At 71.4% G+C, this 20,288-nt stretch carries 17 protein-coding genes; 11 read left to right on the plus strand and 6 right to left on the minus strand.

The features are described 5' to 3' along the window. The first annotated feature begins 13 nt into the window (after nucleotides 1-13). From EAS64_RS23340 to EAS64_RS23350, 3 genes are all read left to right on the plus strand, one after another. Nucleotides 14-1,105, plus strand: coding sequence for a ferrochelatase (locus EAS64_RS23340; RefSeq protein ID WP_145856013.1), 1,092 nt, complete (start codon nucleotides 14-16; stop codon nucleotides 1,103-1,105). Continuing rightward, entirely contained in the window at nucleotides 1,102-2,016 is a 915-nt protein-coding gene (locus EAS64_RS23345; RefSeq protein ID WP_145856015.1) for an inositol monophosphatase family protein, read from the plus strand. Before EAS64_RS23340 ends, EAS64_RS23345 begins: the two co-directional genes overlap by 4 nt. Nucleotides 2,017-2,307: 291 nt before the next feature. After that, a complete protein-coding gene (locus EAS64_RS23350; RefSeq protein ID WP_145856016.1) occupies nucleotides 2,308-2,607 on the plus strand; it encodes a DUF4193 domain-containing protein in 300 nt (99 codons plus the stop codon). A gap of 174 nt (nucleotides 2,608-2,781) precedes the next feature. On the opposite strand, the gene EAS64_RS23355 is transcribed toward EAS64_RS23350, so the two are convergent. Beyond that, the gene (locus EAS64_RS23355) at nucleotides 2,782-3,051 is read right to left on the minus strand and encodes a DUF4235 domain-containing protein (RefSeq protein WP_187366127.1); all 270 of its coding nucleotides are present in this window, start codon (nucleotides 3,049-3,051) and stop codon (nucleotides 2,782-2,784) included. 35 nt (nucleotides 3,052-3,086) lie between these two features. Beyond that, nucleotides 3,087-3,623, minus strand: a complete 537-nt coding sequence (locus tag EAS64_RS23360; protein ID WP_145856020.1) for a DUF3093 domain-containing protein — start codon at nucleotides 3,621-3,623, stop codon at nucleotides 3,087-3,089. 150 nt (nucleotides 3,624-3,773) lie between these two features. Here EAS64_RS23360 and EAS64_RS23365 point away from each other — a divergent pair, with 150 nt between their 5' ends. Then, nucleotides 3,774-5,252 (plus strand): AI-2E family transporter, encoded by a 1,479-nt coding sequence (locus tag EAS64_RS23365; protein WP_145856023.1) that lies wholly within the window; start codon nucleotides 3,774-3,776, stop codon nucleotides 5,250-5,252. Between the two features lie 138 nt (nucleotides 5,253-5,390). Continuing rightward, complete coding sequence (locus EAS64_RS23370) at nucleotides 5,391-6,203, plus strand: DUF3710 domain-containing protein (protein WP_145856025.1); 813 nt, start codon at nucleotides 5,391-5,393, stop codon at nucleotides 6,201-6,203. Between the two features lie 122 nt (nucleotides 6,204-6,325). Here the strand turns inward: EAS64_RS23370 and EAS64_RS23375 are convergent, their stop codons facing one another. Together EAS64_RS23375 and EAS64_RS23380 are read right to left on the minus strand one after the other, a co-directional pair. Next, nucleotides 6,326-6,985: a potassium channel family protein gene (locus EAS64_RS23375; RefSeq protein WP_145856027.1), complete on the minus strand. Its 660-nt coding sequence runs from the start codon at nucleotides 6,983-6,985 to the stop codon at nucleotides 6,326-6,328. Next, entirely contained in the window at nucleotides 6,985-7,650 is a 666-nt protein-coding gene (locus EAS64_RS23380; protein WP_145856029.1) for a potassium channel family protein, read from the minus strand. The genes EAS64_RS23375 and EAS64_RS23380 overlap by 1 nt, the downstream gene beginning before the upstream one ends. A 114-nt stretch (nucleotides 7,651-7,764) precedes the next feature. On the opposite strand from EAS64_RS23380, the gene EAS64_RS23385 reads away from it, so the two are divergent. Continuing rightward, nucleotides 7,765-9,174, plus strand: a complete 1,410-nt coding sequence (locus EAS64_RS23385) for a class I SAM-dependent RNA methyltransferase (protein ID WP_145856031.1) — start codon at nucleotides 7,765-7,767, stop codon at nucleotides 9,172-9,174. Between the two features lie 73 nt (nucleotides 9,175-9,247). Here EAS64_RS23385 and EAS64_RS23390 read toward each other — a convergent pair whose 3' ends face one another. Next, nucleotides 9,248-9,538 carry a GntR family transcriptional regulator gene (locus tag EAS64_RS23390; RefSeq protein ID WP_145856033.1) on the minus strand — a complete coding sequence of 97 codons (291 nt, stop codon included), beginning with the start codon at nucleotides 9,536-9,538 and terminating at the stop codon, nucleotides 9,248-9,250. Between the two features lie 97 nt (nucleotides 9,539-9,635). Between EAS64_RS23390 and EAS64_RS23395 the strand changes: the two genes are divergently transcribed. The 4 genes from EAS64_RS23395 (at nucleotide 9,636) to EAS64_RS23410 (ending at nucleotide 16,108) form a co-directional block, all read left to right on the plus strand. Further along, nucleotides 9,636-9,977: a hypothetical protein gene (locus EAS64_RS23395; RefSeq protein ID WP_145856035.1), complete on the plus strand. Its 342-nt coding sequence runs from the start codon at nucleotides 9,636-9,638 to the stop codon at nucleotides 9,975-9,977. 5 nt (nucleotides 9,978-9,982) lie between these two features. Beyond that, complete coding sequence (locus EAS64_RS23400; protein ID WP_145856037.1) at nucleotides 9,983-10,912, plus strand: LLM class F420-dependent oxidoreductase; 930 nt, start codon at nucleotides 9,983-9,985, stop codon at nucleotides 10,910-10,912. A gap of 1,315 nt (nucleotides 10,913-12,227) precedes the next feature. Then, a complete protein-coding gene (locus tag EAS64_RS23405) occupies nucleotides 12,228-15,254 on the plus strand; it encodes a hypothetical protein (protein ID WP_145856039.1) in 3,027 nt (1,008 codons plus the stop codon). A 74-nt stretch (nucleotides 15,255-15,328) separates the two neighbouring features. Then, a complete protein-coding gene (locus EAS64_RS23410) occupies nucleotides 15,329-16,108 on the plus strand; it encodes an NAD(P)-dependent oxidoreductase (RefSeq protein ID WP_145856041.1) in 780 nt (259 codons plus the stop codon). A gap of 122 nt (nucleotides 16,109-16,230) precedes the next feature. On the opposite strand, the gene EAS64_RS23415 is transcribed toward EAS64_RS23410, so the two are convergent. Further along, nucleotides 16,231-17,067 carry an LLM class F420-dependent oxidoreductase gene (locus EAS64_RS23415; protein ID WP_145856043.1) on the minus strand — a complete coding sequence of 279 codons (837 nt, stop codon included), beginning with the start codon at nucleotides 17,065-17,067 and terminating at the stop codon, nucleotides 16,231-16,233. A 429-nt stretch (nucleotides 17,068-17,496) separates the two neighbouring features. On the opposite strand from EAS64_RS23415, the gene acnA reads away from it, so the two are divergent. Then, complete coding sequence (acnA, locus tag EAS64_RS23420; protein ID WP_145856045.1) at nucleotides 17,497-20,184, plus strand: aconitate hydratase AcnA; 2,688 nt, start codon at nucleotides 17,497-17,499, stop codon at nucleotides 20,182-20,184. The last annotated feature ends 104 nt before the right edge of the window (nucleotides 20,185-20,288 follow it).

The following is a 20,288-nucleotide window of genomic DNA, read 5'->3' on the forward strand; positions in this document are numbered from 1 at the left end:
GTTGGATGAGTGCATGCCGTCCTACGACGCGTTCCTGCTGCTGTCCTTCGGCGGTCCCGAGGGGCCCGACGATGTGCTGCCGTTCCTCGAGAACGTCACCCGCGGCCGCGGCGTGCCGCGGGAGCGCCTCGAGGCAGTGGCCGAGCACTACTACGCCGTCGGCGGTGTCAGCCCGATCAACGCCCAGTGCCGCGAGATGCTCAAGTCGATCGCCGCGGCGTTCGGCGAGGCAGGCATCGACCTGCCGCTGTACTGGGGCAACAGGAACTGGGACCCGTTCCTCGCCGGCACGGTCCGGCAGCTGAAGGCCGACGGCGCGCGGCGGGTGATCGCGTTCGCCACCTCCGCCTACAGTTCCTACTCCGCCTGCCGCCAGTACCTGGACGACATCGACCGCGCGGTCGCCGAGGCGGGCGACGGCGCGCCGCGCATCGACAAGATCCGTCCGTACTACGCCAGGCCCGGCTTCATCGGGCCGTTCGCGGCGAGCGTCGAGGCGGCCCTGGCCGAGCTGCCCGCCGCCGCGCGGGACGGCGCCAGGCTAGTCTTCACCGCGCACAGCGTGCCGCTCGGCATGGCCGCCTCGTCGGGCAGCGTGCGCGCGGGCTCGGCTCTCCCCGGCGCCGTGGGCGGCAGATACGCGGCCGAGTTGCGCGAGGCGTCCCGGTTGATCACCGAACGGGTTCGTGGTTCCCACCCCTTCGACCTGGTCTTCCAGAGCCGCAGCGGGCCGCCGAGCGTGCCCTGGCTTGAACCGGACGTCAACGACCACCTGGCGGCCCTCGCCAACGGCACGCAGACGAACGGAGAGCCGCTGCCCGAGGGCCCGCCACCGGGAGTGGTCGCAGTGCCCGTCGGCTTCGTCAGCGACCACATGGAGGTCGTGCACGACCTCGACGTGGAGGCGGCGCAGACCGCGGCCTCGCTCGGCCTGCCGTTCGCGCGGGCGCAGGCGCCGGGGCTGACACCGGAGTTCGCCGCGATGGTCGCCGAGCTCGTCGCGGAGCGGATCGCGAGCGAGGATGGCGCCGATGACGATCTGGCGAACTTCTGTCCCGCCGACTGCTGCCGGTATGTCCCGTCCCGTCCGGGTCGTGGCGCATGAGTGGCCTTGCGGTCCCGGGCCTGGCGGAGCTGCGCGACCTGGCGGTCGGCGTGGCCAGGGAGGCGGGGGAACTGCTCGCGTCGCGGGCCGGCCGGGTCGAGGTCGCCGCGACCAAGTCCAGCCCGACCGACGTGGTCACCGAGATGGACCGCAGGGCCGAGGACCTGATCAGGGCGCGGCTGCTCGCGGCGCGACCGGGCGACGCGATACTCGGCGAGGAGGCGGGGGAGACGGGGGATTCCGACGCTGCGCCCGTCCGCTGGGTGGTCGACCCGCTCGACGGCACCGTCAACTACCTCTACGGGCTGCACGACTGGGCGGTGTCGATCGCCGCGGAGGTCGGCGGGGTGGCGGGCGGGGAGGTCGGCGGGGTGGCGGGCGGGGAGGTCGGTAGGACTATCGTGGCCGGCGCGGTGTACGTGCCGATGCGGGGTGAGCTGTTCAGCGCGTCGCTCGGCGGCGGCGCCTGGCTTGAGTCGGAAATGTCACTATCCGCGGCGATTGCGCCGCCCGGCGTCCAACTGCCCCGTGTCCGACTGCACTGCCGTCCCGGCGTGCCGCTCAGCCAGGCGCTCGTCGGCACCGGGTTCGGCTACCAGACGGCGCGGCGCAAGGTCCAGGGCGAGGTCGTCGGCGCGCTGCTGCCGCAGGTGCGTGACATCCGGCGGGCCGGCGTGGCGTCCATCGACCTGTGCGCGATCGCCACCGGACGGCTCGACGGCTACTACGAGCGCGGCCTGAACTACTGGGACTGGGCCGCGGGCGCCCTCGTGGCCAGCGAGTCGGGCGCGCGGGTGGGCGGACTGCACGGTGCGCCCGTCTCTTCCTCGATGACGGTCGCCGCCGGTCCTGGGCTGTTCGGGCCGCTCAGCGACGCTCTCGCGGCCCTGAATCCGGAGCGCGACGCGTGACGGGGCCGGGGTCAGCCGCACCCGTTCTTCTCGCTGGTTGCGGCTGTTGATCTGCGTTGTGAGCAAGACCTCAAAACAGTGCCCGTGGCATGGAATAGATGGCCGGTATGCGAGGTTTACCAGCGGCCGGAGACGTTCCCCGCGGGACACTTTCGCGCCGGTTCGCGTGCTGCGTGCAAGACAGCCGCGAACGTGGCAGAATTCCCCGCCGGAATCGGGCACAACTGAGGCTCCCGGAGCGTTACACCCGCGCAACGATTGCGCGCCACTGATGGAGGGGGATGGACGGCCATGGCTACGGACTACGACAGCCCGCGCAAGACAGATGACGACCTTGGCGAGGACAGCCTGCAGGAATTGCAGGCGCGCCGGATGGACAAGTCGTCGTCCACGATTGACCTTGACCCGGACGACGCCGCGGAGGGCCTTGAGCTGCCCGGTGCCGATTTGTCCAACGAGGAGCTCTCGTTCCGGGTCATACCGCGGCAGGCGGACGAGTTCACCTGCTCGCGCTGCTTCCTTGTGCACCACCGCAGCCAGCTTGCGGAGGAGAGCAAGGGCCAGCTGATCTGCCGCGAATGCGCGGCCTGAGTGTGCGGTCCCCGCGGGCATGACGCCCGCGGGGCCAGCGTTTCGCGGTAAACCGGCGGCGGCAACGGCGCCGTTAACCCGGGAACCGCGGTATCCGGACCGGTCGGAGGGCTCCAGCCGTAACGGGCTGGCTGGCGGGCCTGGCCAGCCAAAGGCCGGCACTCGGCGCAGGTGTTATTCCACCGCGCCGTCCGTGACTACCTTGCGCGCCGTGGCGTGCGCGATGGCATACCGGGCGGATTCAACGACGATGCCTGTCGCGATGGACCATGCGAGCAGTTCAGCCAGCTTGAGGTCCGGGTCGTTGATGTCCGTCGGCGGGTTCTTGCCGGTTGCCTTGGTCCACGCCATCGCGAGCAGCTTGCGCAGCAGGAACACTCCGCCGGCCATGGCCACCGTGGTCGCCAGCCTGCCGCCTGAGCCGTCACCCTTCTTCTTGCTCATCCGTAATCTCCTCGCCCCAGTTCGGTAAGGCGCCATCATCCCACGGACTGCTGGCCGGCCGGCCGGTGACTGCCCGTGCCGGCCTCATCTGTATCCGTGCCGTCCGCATCGGTGCTGCCCGCGGCGTCGCGGGCGCTCGAGATTGCCGCCGCGAGCCGCTCCGGGTGCCTGGTGGCGATCAGCCAGTAGGGCACGCCGCCCTCGCCCGGGTCCGCGATGGCGACGTAGACGGCCCGCCTCAGGTACGGGCGCAGCAGCAGGTGCGCCGCGGGGTCGCCACGCGGGCCGCGCAGCTGCGCCGACTGCCTTTCGTCGAGCGCGATCACGTCGCCGGCTTCGGTCAGCGCCAGGGTGTCGCCGTCCGCCCGCAGCACGGGGCCGGCGACCTCGATCGTCGCCAGGCTCCAGCGCACGTAAAGGGTGCCGACGAGCACCGCGAGCAGGCCGATGACCAGCGGGGGGATCCAGCCGTCCACGAAGAAGTAGGCCTCGGCGCCGAGCACCACCACGCAGGGGGCGGCGAGCAGCCAGTAGCTCACCGGCACGAGCAGCCGCTCGCGGTACGCACCCATCTGGCAGCCTCCAGTCGTCTGAGGGGTCGGTTCCCGGCCTCCGTGGCCGGCCGCGCGGTCGCGGTTCCTTGCGTGGACGCGCCCCGCGCGTCTGCCTGCCCCGTCGCGAGGCGAGCACACCCACTCCACGTTAGTTGGTTGAATGGAGTCATGAGGGGGCAGGCAGCCAAGCGGGTCGCGCAGGGCGTGGCCGGGCTTCGTGCGGCCGGAAGCCGGTCACTCGCCCTCTGGGCGGCCTGGACCGCCGCCCGGATGACCACGGACTCCGTCGCGCCTGCCGAGCCCATCGGGCACGGCGCCGCCCCCGCGCAGGCCACCGCGGAGCCGATTTCGGCGCCGGACAGCCCAGTGCCGGACAGCGCAGTGCCGGACAGCCCACTTCAGGGCAGCCCCTCTCCGGACAGCCCAGCGGTGGACAGTCGAGCGCCGGAAAGCGCGACGCATGCCGCGCGGCAAGGCGGCGGCGGTCATGACGGCGACGTGCCGCGCTGGCTGCGGGCGAGCGCCGGGTGGGCCTGGCGGCTGCTGCTGATCGCCGCGCTGCTCTACGTGGCCGGGCGGGTCGCCTCGCTGCTTTATCTCGTCATCGTGCCGTTCGCCGCGGCGATCCTGCTGACCGCGCTGCTCCAGCCGCTGACGGCGCGGCTGAAGCGGTCGGGCCTGGGTCCGCTGTCGGCGACCTGGTGCACCCTGCTGCTCGCGTTCGTCCTGATCGGCGGCGCGGTGTGGCTGGTGACCGCGCGGGTGGAGGCCGAGTACCCGACGCTGCTCGTCCAGGTGCGGCACACGAGCAACCAGATACAGCACTGGCTGGCCGGCGCCCCGTTCCACGTCAGGACGGGGAACCTGGAGAAGATCTCCGACAACCTGGTCAACTACCTGAGCACGCACCGCTCGACGCTCGAGGGCGCCGCGCTGACCGGCGGCCGGATCGTGGTCGAGCTGCTCGCCGGCATCGTGCTGTGCTTCTTCATCTCGTTCTTCCTCATCAAGGACGGCGAACGCATCTGGTCCTGGCTGGTCAGCGGGTTCTCCGCGGACCGCAGGCGGCGGGCCAACGTGGCCGGGCGGGCCGCCTGGCAGGCCGTCGTGTACTACATCAGGGGCACCATCGCTGTCGCCGCGATCCACTCCGTCGTGATGGGGATCACGCTCACCGTCATCGGCTCGCCGCTTGTCGCGCCGCTCGCGCTGTTCATGTTCGTCGCCGCGTTCGTCCCGCTGGCCGGCGTGCTCATCGCGGGCACCGTCGCCATCCTCATCGTGCTCGCCGCCAAGGGGCTGGTCGCCGCGGTGATCGTGCTCGGCGTGATGATCGTGATGAACCAGCTGGAGGGACACCTGCTCCAGCCGCAAGTCGTCGGCAAGATGGTGCGGCTGCACCCGCTCGCCGTGATCCTCGTGCTCGCCGTGGCCGGCGTGGTCGCCGGCATCGCGGGCGCGGTCGTGGCCGTCCCCATCACCGCCGCGCTGACCAGCGCGAGCCGGGCACTGCGGCGTGACAGGCAGGGCGAACCGCGGGCCGACGGGCAGGACGGCGGGCAGGGCGGCGGCCAGGGCGACCCGCAGGCCGACGGGCAGGGCGGCGGCCAGGACGCCGCACAGGCCGACGGGCAGGGCACCGCGTAGGCCCGGCGGACAGGGCACCGCGCACGGCGGCGGACAGGCCGACGGGCGGGACGCGACCGACGCATCGGGCAGTGGCGTGGCGTAGGCTCAGAATCAACTGAGTCATTGCCGTGAGGCGACTACTAGAGGAGACGCACAGTGTTCGGTCGGCGACGCAGCGCCGGTGACCGTGACCGTGAGCTTGACAGCCAGCCGGCCGATCAGGCGACGGAGACGGACGAGGCAGCGGGCGAAGAGGCCACCGCCCGGGCGGGTGGCCCGTGGGATGTGGCCGAGCCGCACCCGGAGCTGCCTCGGGTCGATCTCGGCAGCCTGCAGGTCCCCGTGGTCGAGGGGACCGACATCCAGCTTGTCTTTGCCGAGCAGCACGGGGCCTGGGTGACGGTGCGCCACCAGCTCAGCGAGCTTCAGCTGCAGGCATTCGCCGCGCCCAAGCGCAGCGGCCTGTGGGAGGAAGTGCGCACCGAGATCGCCGCCGAGATCACCGGGGCAGGCGGCCAGAGCGCGGAGCGCGAGGGACCGTTCGGCACCGAGCTGCTCGCCTTCGTCCCCGCCGAGCCCGGGCAGCCGTCCTCCGGGCTGCGGCCCGTCAGGTTCACCGGCGTGGACGGACCGCGCTGGTTCCTGCGCGGGCTGTTCGCCGGGGCGGCGGCGGATGACCCGGCGGCCGCGGCGCCGCTCGAGGCGGTACTGCGCGAGGTGGTCGTGGTCCGCGGCGAGCAGCCGATGCCGCCGCGCGACCTGCTCGAGCTGCGGCTGCCCGCGGAGGCGCAGGCAGCGCTTGAGGAGCAGGCAAGGGCACAGCAGGAGGAGGAGGAGAACCGTTTCTCCCAGACGCCCAACCCGTTCGACCGCGGCCCGGAGATGACCGAGACGCGGTTAGTGCGCGGCGGTCCTGCCCACGCGCCGGCGCTTGGGCCCATGCCAGCCGTCGACCCGAACAGCGGGTGACACGGCACAGGCCCCCTAGGCTGCGAAGAGAGCGATGCGACGCGACCCGCCCGCCCGACATTCCGGAAATGTCGGGCGGGCGGTCGGCGTATATCCGCGATTGCGGCCGGAGCCAATCGGCGTCAGTCGGCGGCGAAGAGGCGCTCCAGTTCATCCTCGACGTCCTGCGAGGTGACGAAGAACAGCTCGTCGCCCGCCTGCAGCGGGTCCTGCGGCTGCGGCACGAGCACCCGGCCCTCGCGCAGGATGGCGACGAGCGCGGCGTCCGCGGGCCAGTCGATCGAGCCCACCTGCTGGCCGGTCAGCGGCGCGTCGGCGGGCATGGTCATCTCCACCAGGCTCGCCTCGCTCTGCCCGAACGTCATCAGCCGCACCAGGTCGCCGACGCTCACCGCCTCCTCGACGAGCGCCGACAGCAGGCGCGGCGTCGAGACGGCGACGTCGACGCCCCACGACTCGTTGTACAGCCACTCGTTGCCGGGGTGGTTCACCCGGGCAACGACGCGGGGCACGCCGTACTCGGTCTTCGCGAGCAGCGAAACGACCAGGTTGACCTTGTCGTCACCCGTCGCGGCGACCACCACGTGGCAGCGGTCGAGCGCGGCGTCGTCCAGCGAGCTGATCTCGCACGCGTCGGCGAGCAGCCACTCAGCGCGCGGCACGCTGTCCACCTTGATCGCGCTCGGCATCTGGTCGATCAGCAGCACCTCGTGACCGTTCTCGAGCAGTTCCCGCGCGATCGACCTGCCGACGGCGCCGGCTCCGGCGATGGCGACCCGCATCAGTGACCACTCCCATCCCGCTTGGCGAACGACGCGACGACCCGCTCCATGTCGATCTCCCTGGCGATGACGTGCACCACGTCGCCGTGCTGCAGCACGGTGGCGGGCTGCGGCACGATCGCCTCCCCCAGCCGGTCGATGTAGGCGATGCGGGTGCCCACCGAGGCCTCCACCAGCTTGACTGGCTCGCCGATCCAGGCCGGCGCCACGGCCACCTGGGTGAGGATGATCTTGCCGGTGGCGTCGCGCCACTGCGGCTCCGCGCTTTCCGGCAGCAGCTTGCGCAGCATCTGGTCGGCTGTCCAGCGCACGGTCGCCACCGTCGGGATGCCGAGCCGCTCGTAGACTTCGGCGCGCCGCGGGTCGTAGATGCGTGCCGCGACCTGGCTGACGCCAAAGGTCTCGCGCGCCACCCGGGCCGCGATAATGTTGGAGTTGTCACCGCTGCTGACGGCGGCGAAGCCGTCGGCGCGCTCGATGCCCGCCCTGGCGAGCACGTCGCGGTCGAAGCCGATGCCGGTCACCCGGTCGCCCTTGAAGGACGGGCGGAGCCTGCGGAACGCCTCGGGATCCCGGTCGATCACCGCGACAGTGTTGCCACGATCTTCCAGGATGTGGGCGAGCGTCGAGCCGACCCGCCCGCAGCCCATGATCACGATATGCACGAACCCGTCCTTTCACGGTCCGTCACCGCCCTGCGGAGGCGCGTCTTACCGCGCGCCCCGCCAAAGTTATGCCCTCACATGGGAGAATGCGACTCCACCGAGAAGGAGATTCTGATGCCGGGTGTCGTGCCGTCAGCACAAGGGCGTTCTCGCCAGGGAGAACGGAGGCGCCCGGGTGCCGTCGGCGGCGCCGTGCCGCGGTCGGCGACGACCGCGCCGCGGGACGAGGGGCCGTACCGCGTCGGCCTGGAGATCGAGGTCACGGTGGGCGACGCCGCCCAGGGCGGCTGGTGCGTGGCGCGGCCTGACGGGCTTCCCGTCATCTTCGTGCGGCACGCGCTGCCCGGCGAGCGGGTGCTCGCCCGGGTGACGGAAGTCACCGCGAAGTTCGCCCGCGCCGACGCGGTGGAGATCAGGCAGGCGTCACCGGACAGGGTGACGCCGCCGTGCCCGGCCGCCCACCCAGGCGGCTGCGGCGGCTGCGACTGGCAGCACGCGTCGCTGCCCGCGCAGCGGGCGCTCAAGGCCTCGGTGATCGCGCAGCAGCTCAAGCGGCTAGCCGGCATCGACCGCGCGGTGACCGTCGAGCCGCTGCCGGGCGACGGCACACTGGGGGACAGGACGCCTGGTCTTGGCTGGCGTACCCGGGTGCAGTTCGCGGTGGGCAGGGAGGGCATCGCGGGCCTGCGCGCACACCGCTCGCACGAGGTCATCGACATCGGCGACTGCCTGATCGCCCACGACGCCATCCGCGAGCTGGATATACCCGGCCACGACTGGAGCGGCGCGGCCACCGTGGAGGCGGCCGCGGGCAGCGCGGACGTGCCGGACAACGTGGCGGTCACCGTCATCTCCGGCGGCGCGCCGTCCAAGGGCAAGACGCACGGCAACCGCAATCAGCGCGGCGCCGGCCGGCTGCCCGGGCACAAGCGCACCCTGGTGGAGGGCCGGCCGTACCTGGCCGAGCACGCGGCGGGCCGCATCTGGCAGGTCGGTTCTGACGGCTTCTGGCAGGTCCATCCGGCCGCCGCGGACACGCTCTGCGCGGCTGTCGTGGCGGGGTTGCGGCCGGAGGCAGGCGATTCGGTCGTGGACCTGTACTGCGGCGCGGGACTGTTCGCAGGCGCGGTCGCGCCGTTCGTCGGCGAGGGCGGCGCCGTGACGGGGATCGAGTCCGACCAGGCCGCGGTCAGGAACGCCAGGCAGAACCTGGCCGACTATCCGTGGGCGCAGTTCCGCAAGACGGACGTCGCCAAGGCGGCGGAGGACGGCGACCTGCCGGACGCCAGGCTGATCATCGCCGACCCGCCGCGGGCCGGTCTCGCCCGCGAGGTGATCGGCTACCTGACGGGGGAGGGCCAGGCGGAGCGCTTCGCCTATGTGTCCTGCGACCCAGCCACCCTCGCCCGCGACCTTGGCCTGCTGCTCGAAGGCGGCTGGCGGCTCGATGAGCTGCGCGCGTTCGACGCCTTCCCGATGACGCACCACGTCGAGTGCGTCGCGGTGCTGTCCCGCGGGCACTGACGGTTCCGCGTGCGCGGCCAGGGGAAGCCGGAACCCGTTCCGTAGTAGGGGTTCTGGTCTTCGCGCTGCCCGGTTACGGCTCGTCTGTCCGGCCCGCGGCGCTCGCTGGATTGGCCGGCCGTCCCTCGCTGCCCTTGCCCGTCACGTAGTAGCCGAGACCTGGGTAGCGGGTCAGCAGGCCCTCCTTGACCAGCAGGCCGAGCGCCTTGGAGCAGGTCTGCCTGGCGTGACCGTACTCCTGGGTGAGCGTGGTGATCGAGGGCGTCGCCGTGCCCGGCGGGTACGTGCCGTCCGCGATCGCCTTGCGCAGGACCGCGGCGAGTTGCATGTACGCCCTTGGGTCTGATTCGTCACCTATCGACATCCTTGTACAGTACTCGATTGGCAAAGTTGCCAATCGCAACGCTTCGACAGTAGTCGACAGTGGACGTGAGCGATCCATTCGCGGTATGCTCGCGGCCATGTACCTGTGGACGCTGGTCGGTCATGACACGGCAGAGGGCACGGTGCGCGCGGGCATCGGCGGCAGCCTGCCGGAGATCATGCGCACGCTCGAGCCGGTGCTGCTCAGTCACCGCGCCTTCATCGGCCGCATCGTCGAGGTGGTGCCCCGCCTGTCGGTCGTCGGCCTGCAGGAGATCTACGTGCCTACCGGGCGCGAGTGGGCGGGCCGCCGCGACAACCGCGGCGGCGTGCACTGGGCGCAAGCCCTGAGCCCCGTCGACCCCGACATCGCCTACTCCGCGCCTGGGGTCCAGGATCTGAGCGCGGAACCCGAGACGCAGCCAGGTGCGAGACGATAGGGCGCATGCGACTCAGGATCTTCACCGAACCCCAGCAGGGCGCCAGCTACGCCACCCTCCGCCGCGTCGCCAAGGCGACGGAAGACCTGGGGTTCGACGCGTTCTTCCGTTCCGATCACTTCATGCGGTTCGGTCCCGGCTCTGGCGAGCCGGGACCGTCAGACGCCTGGGCCACCCTGGCCGGCCTCGCCGTCGAGACCAGCAGGATCAGGCTGGGCACGCTTGTCACCTCGGCGACCTTCCGCTACCCAGGGCCGCTCGCGATCGCCGTCGCCGGCATCGACGAGATGAGCGGCGGGCGGGTTGAGCTCGGTCTCGGCGCCGGCTGGTACGACGGCGAGCACAAGGCGTACGGCATCCCGTTCCCGCCCACCAAGGAGCGCTTCGACCGCCTCGAGGAGCAGTTGGCGATCATCACCGGCCTGTGGGAGACGACGGCGGGCAAGACGTTCGGCTATGAGGGCGCCTACTACCAGGTCACCGACTCGCCCGGGCTGCCCAAGCCAGTGCAGCGCCCGCGCCCGCCGGTGATCATCGGCGGCTACGGGCCGCGCAGGACCCCGGAGCTCGCCGCCAGGTACGCCGACGAGTTCAACATCCCGTTCTCCTCGGTCGAGCAGGCCGCGGCGCAGTTCGGCCGGGTGCGGGAGGCCTGCGCCGCGGCGGGCCGCGACCCGTCCGCCCTCGTCTACTCCGCCGCGCAGACGGTCTGCTGCGGCGCGGACGAGACCACCCTCTTCCGCCGCGCGGCCGCGATCGGCCAGTCGGTGGAGGACCTGCGCGCCAGGGCGCTCGGCGGCTCGGCTGCCGAAATCGTCGACAAGATCGGCGCCTTCGCCGAGGCGGGCGCGCAGACCATGTACCTCCAGGTGCTCGACCTGGCCGATCTCGACCACCTGTCCGACCTCGCCGCCCAGGTGCTGCCCCAGGTCTGATCCCGCCGCGGATTCCTCGCCTCGTTGCTTCGCCGTATGCCTCGCCGTATGCCTCGACCGGGTCCATCGTTGTCGCCGGGTCCACCTCGTGCCTTCCGTGACACGGTCCGGATGGCCCGAAGCCTTGAGCGCGATTGCGCGGAGCGGGATGCCTGCGGTCGCGCGGTTGCTTACGATCGTTGTCGTGGCAAAGTCTTCAGGGGGGCGGCGCGGGCGACCCGCGCCGCAGGCGGGGAACTGGCCAGGCGGCGACGCCGGCCAGGGGGACGGCGGTGGCCATCAGGGGGATCATCGCGGCTGGGGCGGCGGTTCTGAACCGGAAAGCGCGGCACAGGGCGGGGGCCCAGGGCACGGCTGGGGGGCAGGGCCTTACCCGGGGCAACCAGGATTCATGGCAGAGCCCGGCTTCGCGGGGGATCTAGGCTTCGCGGGAGCGCCTGTCCCGCCAGGAGGCCACCCTTTTCCCGGTGGATTTCCCGGCGGACCCTTTCCGGGCGGGCCTGGCGGCCCGCCCGGTTCTTACGACGGCCCAGGCCCGTACGGTGCGCCCGGGCCGCCCGGTGGCCCCGGCCCCTATGACGGCCCCGGTCCGTACGGTGCGCCTGGGCAGCACGGCGGACCAGGACCTTACGGCGACGTGAGTTCTTACGGTGGCCCCGGTATGGGCGGGCCCGGCTCCGGCATGCCCGGCTACGGTGGGCCCGGTTCTGGCGGCTCAGGTTGGGGCGGGCCCGGTTTCGATCCTGGCTCTGGCGGGCCTGGCTCCGGCGGGCCCGGTTTCGGTGGCCCCGGCTTCGGCGGATCCGAGCCCGGTGGTCCCGGTAGCGGATACGGCGGGCCCGCGCCCTTCCCCGGCGGTTTTCCCGGACCCGATGGCACACATCTTTCCGGCGGCCCACAGCAGGGCGCGCCGCACTTCGCTTGGCCTTTCGACCACGGGCAGCCATCGCACGGCGCGTTTCCCGGGGGCGTGCACCCCGACGGCTCATCCGTTGCCGCCGGTCCGCCGCAAGGAACGCCGCACTTCGCGGGACCACTCGGTCCTGGGCAGCAGCCGCAGGGTGCGTTTCCTGGCGGTCCGGCGCAGGCGGCGCCGTTCGCGCAGTACCCGAGAGGGCAGGGCTCAGGACCGGCTGGCCAGTGGGTTCCGGGAGATCAGCCACCCGGGTACGGCGCTCCCGGATTTCCCGGTGGCCATTCGCCCGCGTACGGTGCCTCCGGATTTCCCAGCCAGAACCCGGCCGCCTACGGCGCCGGTGGGTTTCCAAGCGAAAACCCGCAGCGGTACCCCGGTACGGCGGGCTACCCCGGCCCGATGGGCCAAGGAACGGACGTACCCGGCGGGCCGTACCAGCCTGGCCCTCCGAACGGCCAGCTGCAGCACGGCTCACCGCCGCCCTACCTGGCGCCGGGCATGGCCCAGCCTAGTGCCCCTGTTCCCGGCCAGTTCGCCACGGACGGCCATGCCCAGCCGCAGTTCTCCGCTGGGCCAATGAATGCCGGCCACTTCGCGCAGTCGCAGTTCTCCGCCGGTCCGACGCCGGCCGGCCAGTTCACCCAGGGCCAGTTCACCGGCCGCGGGCCCGCTCCCGACGGCAGTTCCAGCGGGTCAGGGCCAGGTCCGTCCATGCCCGTCAACGTCGATGATCCCGACCGGATCCTGACGCCGACGACCATCTACGCACCAGGAAGCCTGGTCACCCCACCGGGCGCGGACGACGCGGGCCCCCGCGGTGTGCAGCCTGGCCACGGGGCACAGCCCGGCTACGGGCCTCAACCTGGCATCGGTGTGCAGCCCGGCTACGGCATGCAGCCTGGCTACGGTGTGCAACCGGACTTTGGGCCGCAGCCCGGCATCGGCGTGCAGCCCGGTTATGGTGCGCAATCCGACTACGGGCCGCAGCCGGGCTTCGGCGTGCAGCCCGGCTATGTCCAGCATCCCGGCGAGCCGCGAACTGCGTCAGGCGGACTTCAGCACCCCGGCGGCTACCCCGGCGGCGCTCCGGTCCACGGAACGCCCGCTGGTGGCTTCGTCACGCCTAGCGGCTACCCGGCACGGGAGCCGGTGGCCCCATTCCAGGGTGCCGCACCCTTCCCAGGCGCCGCGCCGTTCTCCGGCCCTGGCCCAGTCCCCGGTCCCGTCGGCTACCCGGACCAAGCCGCCTACCCCGCCGGCGGTTCCTACCCCGTGATAGGCCGTGCTTCCGGCCAGGTCCCAGGCGCCCATGGCTACGCGGAGCAGTTCGCGTTTCCCGCGGGCGCCCCCTACGGCGCAGGCGGCCTTCCCGGTCAGGGCCCAGCACCCGTCGCCGGCCCTGGAGTGGTCGGCTATCCAGCGCAGGGGCTACCGCACTCAGGCTTCGCCGGCCCCGGCTATCAGGGCGCTTCCGCGTCCGGATTCCCAGGTGCGCAGGAACCGGGTTTCGCCGGTGCTCCCGGCGCTCCCTACCCGGGCGCGCCGGAACTTGCCCACCCCGGATACTGGCAGGCCGGATTCGACCACCAGCAGCCGAACGGGGGAGTCCCGTTCCCCGGCTCCCTCGGCGCAGCCCACCAAGGTCCCGTCCCTGGCTTCGGCCACGGTCCGCAGGGCTCAGGGTTCGCCGGGCCGGTTCCAGGCACGTTCACCGAGCAGCAGTTCGCGGGCCAGCCGTACCAGGGCCAGCCATTCCAGAGCCAGCCGTACCAGGGACAACCGTTCCAGGGACAACAGCTCCCCGATCAGCCATTCCACGGACAGCAACCCACTGGTCAGCAGTTCGCCGGCCAGCCGTACCAGGGCCAGCCGTCCCACGGTCACCAATTTGCTGGTCAGTCGTTCGCGGGCCAGCCCCATCCCGGCCAGCCCTATCCCGGCCAGCCCTATCCCGGCCAGGAACCGGGACCCTGGGCGCCCGTTCCAGGCCAGGAACCCGGCCCGTCTGCGCACGGTTCTCCGGGATGGAGCGGCCCGGGTGGCTTCCCGCCCGGTGAGGCCTATCCGGTCCGCGGCGGCCAGCCGTACCCGGGCGACCCCCGCCTCGCGGGCAATCTGGGCCTCGCTGGCGACCCGCGCCTCGCGGGCCCGGCCGGGTACCCGGGGCCGGGATATTCCGGCGCGCCCGGCCAGCGCGGTCCCGGTGGCCCGCAGGATCCCGGCACGTACCCCGGCCATGGCTCCTTCCAGCAGCCCGCTCCGTTCCCTGGCCCCGGTGGCTTCCCGCCCGGCGGCTTCCCCGGACAACAGGGCTTCCCCGATCCCCCCGGGTACCCAATGGCGGCAGGCTACGGCGCTCCCGCCGCCCCCTACACCGGGTTCCCCGACTGGCAGGCGGGCGGCGCCCCCGGCGGCCCCCTCGGTCCTGGCGGACAAGACAAGTTCGTCAACGGCGGCGACTACGCGTACGTCATCCGCGAAGACGACCCCGCCGCTTCATCGTCCCGGTCGCGTCCCGCGTGGGGCCGCCTCGGCGAGTGGTCGCCCGGCAACGCCGCACCCGGCCAGGACAACGGCCAGGTCCCCGGCGGGACGCCATCGTCTGGCGCACCCGCGGGCTTGCCAAGCGTCCGGGGTCGCGCGATCACCGTCGGCGCCGCGCCTGAGCCAGCCTCCGATAACTCCGCCACCAGCACTCCGGCCGCCGGCGCTTTCGTGACCGCCGCACCGGACGTCGCAAACTCACGCGCGGAGACCGCCCCAGCAGCCGCAGGTCCATCCGCACTCAGCACGGGCGCGACCGCGGATGAGGCACGCGCCTCGGCGGCAATCCCGCTTGGCGGTCCCGCGCCGGCGGAGGTCGCGAGCAGCGCCGTGGATCCGGATCTCGCCTACGGCCCCGATGACCCCGGCTACGGCCCTCCCGGCCCCGACTGGTACCGCAGGACCGAAGAGGCGCCCGTCGAGTCGGTCGCACCGGAGCTAGAAGCGGAGGCGGAAGGGTCGCCAGCGAGGCGCGGCCCGTTCGAGCCGGCCCGCCACGACGAACTGGCGCCCGCAGGCCAGCCAGCCGAGGACGCCGACGGCGTCGCGGCTATGCCGGATGTCGACCTGTCGGAAATGCCTGAATTCGACCCGATAGGCTTCGAAACGCCGGATCTTCTGGACCTCGGGCCCGACGATCCGGTCGACGGCGCGCTTGGCGGCCTGAGGAACCTGTATCAGACGGCGGAAGCGATCGCCTCCGACCGCCTGGAAAGGAACCTCGACCGGCTGCTCGAAAGGCAGCGGATGCTGATCACCGAGTACTTCACGAAGCCAGGTGACCTCGGCCCCGCTGACCCGGATGCTCCACCGGTGAGCATCGGCTTCGACTCCGCGGAGAGCCTGACGGGCCTGCGCGGGGAACTGCGGACTTCCCGCTAAGCCCGCTTACCGGTCGCGGCCGCACCAAGTCAGCGCCCTCCGCAACGGCGCGGTTAGGCGAAAGGGAAGTTCTCATGGGCGATGTCATCGCTGTTCTGGGCTTCGGCGAGGCGGGTTCGCTGCTCGCCAGCGACCTGGTGGCGGCGGGGGCCGCGGTGCGCGGCTTCGACCCGAAGGTGTCCCCGCCGCCCGGTGTCACCGGTGCAGGCGGCGACGCGGAAGCGGTGGCCGGAGCAAGCCTGGTGCTGAGCGTCAACAGCGCGAGTGACGCGGTCGCCGCCCTGGAGGCCTCGCTGAGCGCGCTTGATCCCGGCGCGGTCTGGGCCGACCTCAACACCGCCGCGCCCAGCGTCAAGCAGCGCCTCGCCGAGATCGGCCGCGCCCATGGCGTCCGGGTCACCGACATCGCCATGATGGCCCCGGTCCCCGGCAAGGGCCTGCGGGTCCCCATGCTCGCAAGCGGCGACGCCGCGCAGGACGTCGCGGCGATCCTGCGCGGCTTCGGCGCGGACATCGAGGTGCTCGACGGCCCACCCGGCCTCGCGGCGACTCGCAAGCTGCTGCGCAGCGTCTTCTACAAGGGCATGGCGGCGTCCATCGTCGAGGCGCTTGAGGCGGCCAGGGCCGCCGGGCTCGAAGGCTGGCTGACCAGTCACATCGCGGAGGACCTCGCCAGGCAGGACGCCTCGACCCTGGCCAGGATCGTCACCGGCACCCGTCAGCACGCCGTCCGCCGCGGCCACGAGATGGCCGCCGCGGCCGAGATGCTGACCGACCTCGGCATCGCCCCCGTCATGGCCACCGCCAGCCAGCACCTTCACGAACGCCTAGCCACGGACCCGTCCCACGAATAGCGATCTCCGCCATCCCGCGCCGCGCTACTGCCGAGGATAACAGCAACAAGTTTTCAAGCAACAAGCGCGGAGCGCAACGGCGCAGCGACCCAACAAGCGCGCCGACCCAGCAAGCGCACCGGCTACGCGAACGTGCCGAGTGCCTCGGCGAGGGTCGACAGCGCCTCGGGCTTGGCGTGCGTCGGCAGGCCGATGACGGCGAGGTCCGCCCCTGCGTCCCGCCACTGCGCGACGGTGGCGAGCAGCGCGTCGGTGTCGCCGCCGTCCCAGCGGAGCAGGCACGAGCAGGTGATCTCCGAGAAGTCGCGGCCCAGGTCCGTGCAGTGCCCGCGCAGGATCTCCTTGAGCTCGGCGAACTTGGCCGGGTCCTGGATCGTCCCGTTCCACTCCGTCGCCCACCGTGCCGCGGCCCGCAGCGTCCGCTTGGGGCCGTTGCCGCCGATCGTGATCGGCGGGTAGGGGCGCTGCACCGGCTTGGGCTCGCAGTAGGCGTCGGTCAGCGTGAAGTACTGGCCGGAGAAGTCCGACACCGTCGAGGACAGCAGCCGGGTGATCACCTCGAGGCCCTCGTCGAAACGGTCGAACCGCTCCTTCAGCGGGGGCAGGGGTATGCCGTAGGCGGTGCACTCCATCTCGTTCCACGCCGCGCCGATCCCGAGGATGAGCCGGCCGCCGGAGATGTGGTCCACGGTGGCGGCCATGTTGGCCAGCACCGCCGGGTGCCGGTAGGGCATGCCGGTGACCTGGCAGCCCACCCTGATCCGCGAGGTCAGCGCGGCCATGGCCGACAGCATCGTCCAGCCCTCGAAGTTGGGTCCGTGCAGATCCCCGGTGAGCGGGTAGAAGTGGTCCCAGTTCCATATCGACTCGAACAGCGGGACCTCATCGGCCGCGACCCAGATGTCGCGCAGCTCTTCCCAGGTCTGGTGCTCGGGTCGCGTCTTGACTGCGAAGCGCATGGAAGAACCTTTCCGTTACGAAGTGAAGTGCTCGCCGGTCATCGGCCGACGGTCCGGATAAGGTCGCCCGGATAGGTCGGCGCGGGGGGGTTCGCAGGCGAGCACGGCCCGGGGCTTCCCGGGCGGACTCGCTCAGCCGAAACCGACGTTACGCCGCGCCTGCAGGCCTTGCGACTGTGGGGGGCCCCAGAATAAAGCGGTGATCCCTGGTGAGGTAGCTTGATGTCGAGATACTGAAGAGGTACCTTGATATCGAGATACTGTAGGTTACATACCGGCGAACCGGGCAACCCTCGCTTCGCACGCTCCGCAAGGGAGCGGAAGCCGCCTGGACCGCGGGACGGCGCAAGCCCACGCCGGGCGATAAGACATAAGCCAGTAAATGGTGACAAACAAGGCATGACTTTGGGCGAGGAGGCTCAACCTACGATGACTGCGAACAGCTTTGGCAGCCGCGCGACGCTTGAGGCGGGCGGCGGCAAGCACGAGATCTACCGCCTGGACGCGGTCCCCGGCAGCGAGAACCTCCCGTACAGCCTGAAGGTGCTGCTCGAGAACCTGCTCCGCAACGAGGACGGGCTCAACATCACCAAGGAGCACATCAACGCCCTCGCCAGCTGGGACCCGCACAAGGAGCCCGACACCGAGATCCAGTTCACCCCCGCCCGGGTGATCCTGCAGGACCTGACCGGCGTCCCCGCGGTCGTCGACCTGGCCGCGATGCGCGAGGCGATGCGGGCGCTTGGCGGCGACCCGACGAAGATCAACCCGCTCATCCCCGCCGAACTGGTCATCGACCACTCGGTGGTCGCCGACCTCTTCGGCACCCCGGACGCCTTCACCCGCAACGTTGAGCTGGAGTTCCAGCGCAACAGGGAGCGCTTCCAGTTCCTGCGCTGGGGCCAGGACGCCTTCACCGGCTTCCGCGTCGTCCCGCCGGGCACCGGCATCGTGCACCAGGTCAACATCGAGCACTTGGCGCGCGTCGTCATGACGCATAACGGCCAGGCCTACCCAGACACCTGCGTCGGCACCGACAGCCACACCACGATGGAGAACGGCCTCGGCATCCTCGGCTGGGGCGTCGGCGGCATCGAGGCGGAGGCGGCCATGCTCGGCCAGCCCATCTCCATGCTGATCCCGAAGGTCGTCGGCTTCCGCCTCACCGGAGCGCTCCCGCAGGCGACCACCGCGACCGACCTGGTGCTCACCATCACCGAGATACTGCGCAAGCACGGCGTGGTCGGCAAGTTCGTCGAATTCCACGGCGACGGCGTGGGCCAGGTCCCCGTCGCCAACCGGGCGACGATCGGCAACATGTCGCCGGAGTTCGGCTCGACCTGCGCGATCTTCCCGATCGACGCGGCGACGATCGACTACCTGCGGCTCACCGGCCGCCCGGACGACCAGCTCGACCTGGTGGAGCAGTACGCCAAGGCGCAGGGCCTGTGGCACGACCCGGACCGCGAGCTGCGCTTCTCCGAGGAGCTCACCCTCGACCTGTCCACCGTCGTGCCGTCCATCGCCGGCCCGAAGCGCCCGCAGGACCGGATCGAGCTGGCGAACGCCAAGCCCGCGTTCCGCGACGCGCTGCCGACCTACACCGGCGGCAACGGCCTCAACGGCACGTTCCCCGCGTCCGACGCCATCGACAACAGCGACACCCGCCCGACCCACCAGGTCAAGATCACCCTGGAGGACGGCGCGGAGACCGTACTCGACCACGGCCACGTGGTCATCGCGGCGATCACCTCCTGCACCAACACCTCCAACCCGTACGTGATGATCGGCGCCGCGCTGCTGGCGAAGAAGGCCGTGGAGAAGGGCCTGAACCGCAAGCCCTGGGTGAAGACCACGCTGGCGCCGGGCTCGAAGGTCGTCATGGACTACTACGAGCGGGCCGGCCTGATCCCGTACCTGGACAAGCTCGGCTTCAACCTGGTCGGCTACGGCTGCACCACCTGCATCGGCAACTCGGGCCCGCTCCCACCGGCGATCAGCCAGGCGGTCAACGACAACGACCTCACGGTGGTGAGCGTGCTGTCGGGCAACAGGAACTTCGAGGGCCGGATCAACCCCGACGTCAAGATGAACTACCTGGCCTCACCGCCGCTCGTCGTCGCCTACGCGCTCGCGGGCACGATGGACATCGACCTGGACCACGAGCCGCTCGGCACCGACAGCGAGGGCAAGCCGGTCTACCTCGCCGACATCTGGCCGTCGCCGGACGAGGTCACCAGCGTCGTGGCGAGCGCCGTCCGCGCCGAGATGTTCACCGCCGACTACGCCGACGTGTTCAACGGCGACGACAACTGGCGCGGCCTGCAGGTCCCCACCGGCGACACGTTCGAGTGGGCAGGTGACTCCACCTACGTCCGCCGCCCGCCGTACTTCGACGGCATGCCCGCCGAGCCTGAGCCGGTCCAGGACATCAGCGGCGCCAAGGTTCTCGCCAAGCTCGGCGACTCGGTCACCACCGACCACATCTCCCCGGCCGGCGCGATCAAGGCCACCGCCCCGGCGGGCCTGTACCTGACCGAGCACGGCATCGAGCGCGCCGACTTCAACTCCTACGGCAGCCGCCGCGGCAACCACGAGGTGATGATCCGCGGCACGTTCGCCAACATCCGGCTGCGCAACCAGCTCGCGCCCGGCACCGAGGGCGGGGTCACCGTCAAGGACGGCAAGGAGATGTCGATCTACGACGCCTCCCGTGAGTACATCGCCGAGGGCACGCCGCTCATCATCCTCGGCGGTAAGGAGTACGGCTCCGGCTCGTCGCGCGACTGGGCCGCGAAGGGCACCATGCTACTCGGGGTCCGCGCCGTGCTCGTCGAGTCGTTCGAGCGCATCCACCGCTCCAACCTCATCGGCATGGGCGTGCTACCGCTCCAGTTCAAGCCGGGCGAGAGCGCCGAGTCCCTCGGCCTCACCGGCCAGGAGACCTTCTCGATCGAGGGAATCTCCGAAATCAACAACGGGAGAATACCGAACGAGGTCGTGGTGACCGCGGACGGCAAGCAGTTCACCGCCACGGTCCGGATCGACACCCCCGGCGAAGCGGACTACTACCGTCACGGCGGAATCATGCAGTATGTATTGCGGTCACTGCGCTGATTTGCCCGCGGGGGGACGACCCCCCTGCACCCCCCGGTCATGGGGGGCCTGCGCGGCCCCCCATAGCCCCCGCGGTGGGGGCGGTTAAGGCCTTGTGGTTGCTG

The sequence above is a fragment of the Trebonia kvetii genome (genome assembly GCF_007827045.1).
GTDB lineage: Bacteria > Actinomycetota > Actinomycetes > Streptosporangiales > Streptosporangiaceae > Trebonia > Trebonia kvetii.

Bases quoted from the DNA above. Each gene is read 5' to 3' on its own strand.
- EAS64_RS23385 (WP_145856031.1), top strand. From the start codon at position 7,765: ATGCCGGGTGTCGTGCCGTCAGCACAAGGGCGTTCTCGCCAGGGAGAA.
- EAS64_RS23390 (WP_145856033.1), bottom strand. From the start codon at position 9,538: ATGTCGATAGGTGACGAATCAGACCCAAGGGCGTACATGCAACTCGCC.
- EAS64_RS23360 (WP_145856020.1), bottom strand. From the start codon at position 3,623: ATGGGTGCGTACCGCGAGCGGCTGCTCGTGCCGGTGAGCTACTGGCTG.
- EAS64_RS23365 (WP_145856023.1), top strand. From the start codon at position 3,774: ATGAGGGGGCAGGCAGCCAAGCGGGTCGCGCAGGGCGTGGCCGGGCTT.
- EAS64_RS23350 (WP_145856016.1), top strand. From the start codon at position 2,308: ATGGCTACGGACTACGACAGCCCGCGCAAGACAGATGACGACCTTGGC.
- EAS64_RS23340 (WP_145856013.1), top strand. From the start codon at position 14: ATGCCGTCCTACGACGCGTTCCTGCTGCTGTCCTTCGGCGGTCCCGAG.
- EAS64_RS23375 (WP_145856027.1), bottom strand. From the start codon at position 6,985: ATGCGGGTCGCCATCGCCGGAGCCGGCGCCGTCGGCAGGTCGATCGCG.
- EAS64_RS23355 (WP_187366127.1), bottom strand. From the start codon at position 3,051: ATGAGCAAGAAGAAGGGTGACGGCTCAGGCGGCAGGCTGGCGACCACG.
- EAS64_RS23400 (WP_145856037.1), top strand. From the start codon at position 9,983: ATGCGACTCAGGATCTTCACCGAACCCCAGCAGGGCGCCAGCTACGCC.
- EAS64_RS23345 (WP_145856015.1), top strand. From the start codon at position 1,102: ATGAGTGGCCTTGCGGTCCCGGGCCTGGCGGAGCTGCGCGACCTGGCG.
- acnA (WP_145856045.1), top strand. From the start codon at position 17,497: ATGACTGCGAACAGCTTTGGCAGCCGCGCGACGCTTGAGGCGGGCGGC.
- EAS64_RS23405 (WP_145856039.1), top strand. From the start codon at position 12,228: ATGGGCCAAGGAACGGACGTACCCGGCGGGCCGTACCAGCCTGGCCCT.
- EAS64_RS23395 (WP_145856035.1), top strand. From the start codon at position 9,636: ATGTACCTGTGGACGCTGGTCGGTCATGACACGGCAGAGGGCACGGTG.
- EAS64_RS23415 (WP_145856043.1), bottom strand. From the start codon at position 17,067: ATGCGCTTCGCAGTCAAGACGCGACCCGAGCACCAGACCTGGGAAGAG.
- EAS64_RS23410 (WP_145856041.1), top strand. From the start codon at position 15,329: ATGGGCGATGTCATCGCTGTTCTGGGCTTCGGCGAGGCGGGTTCGCTG.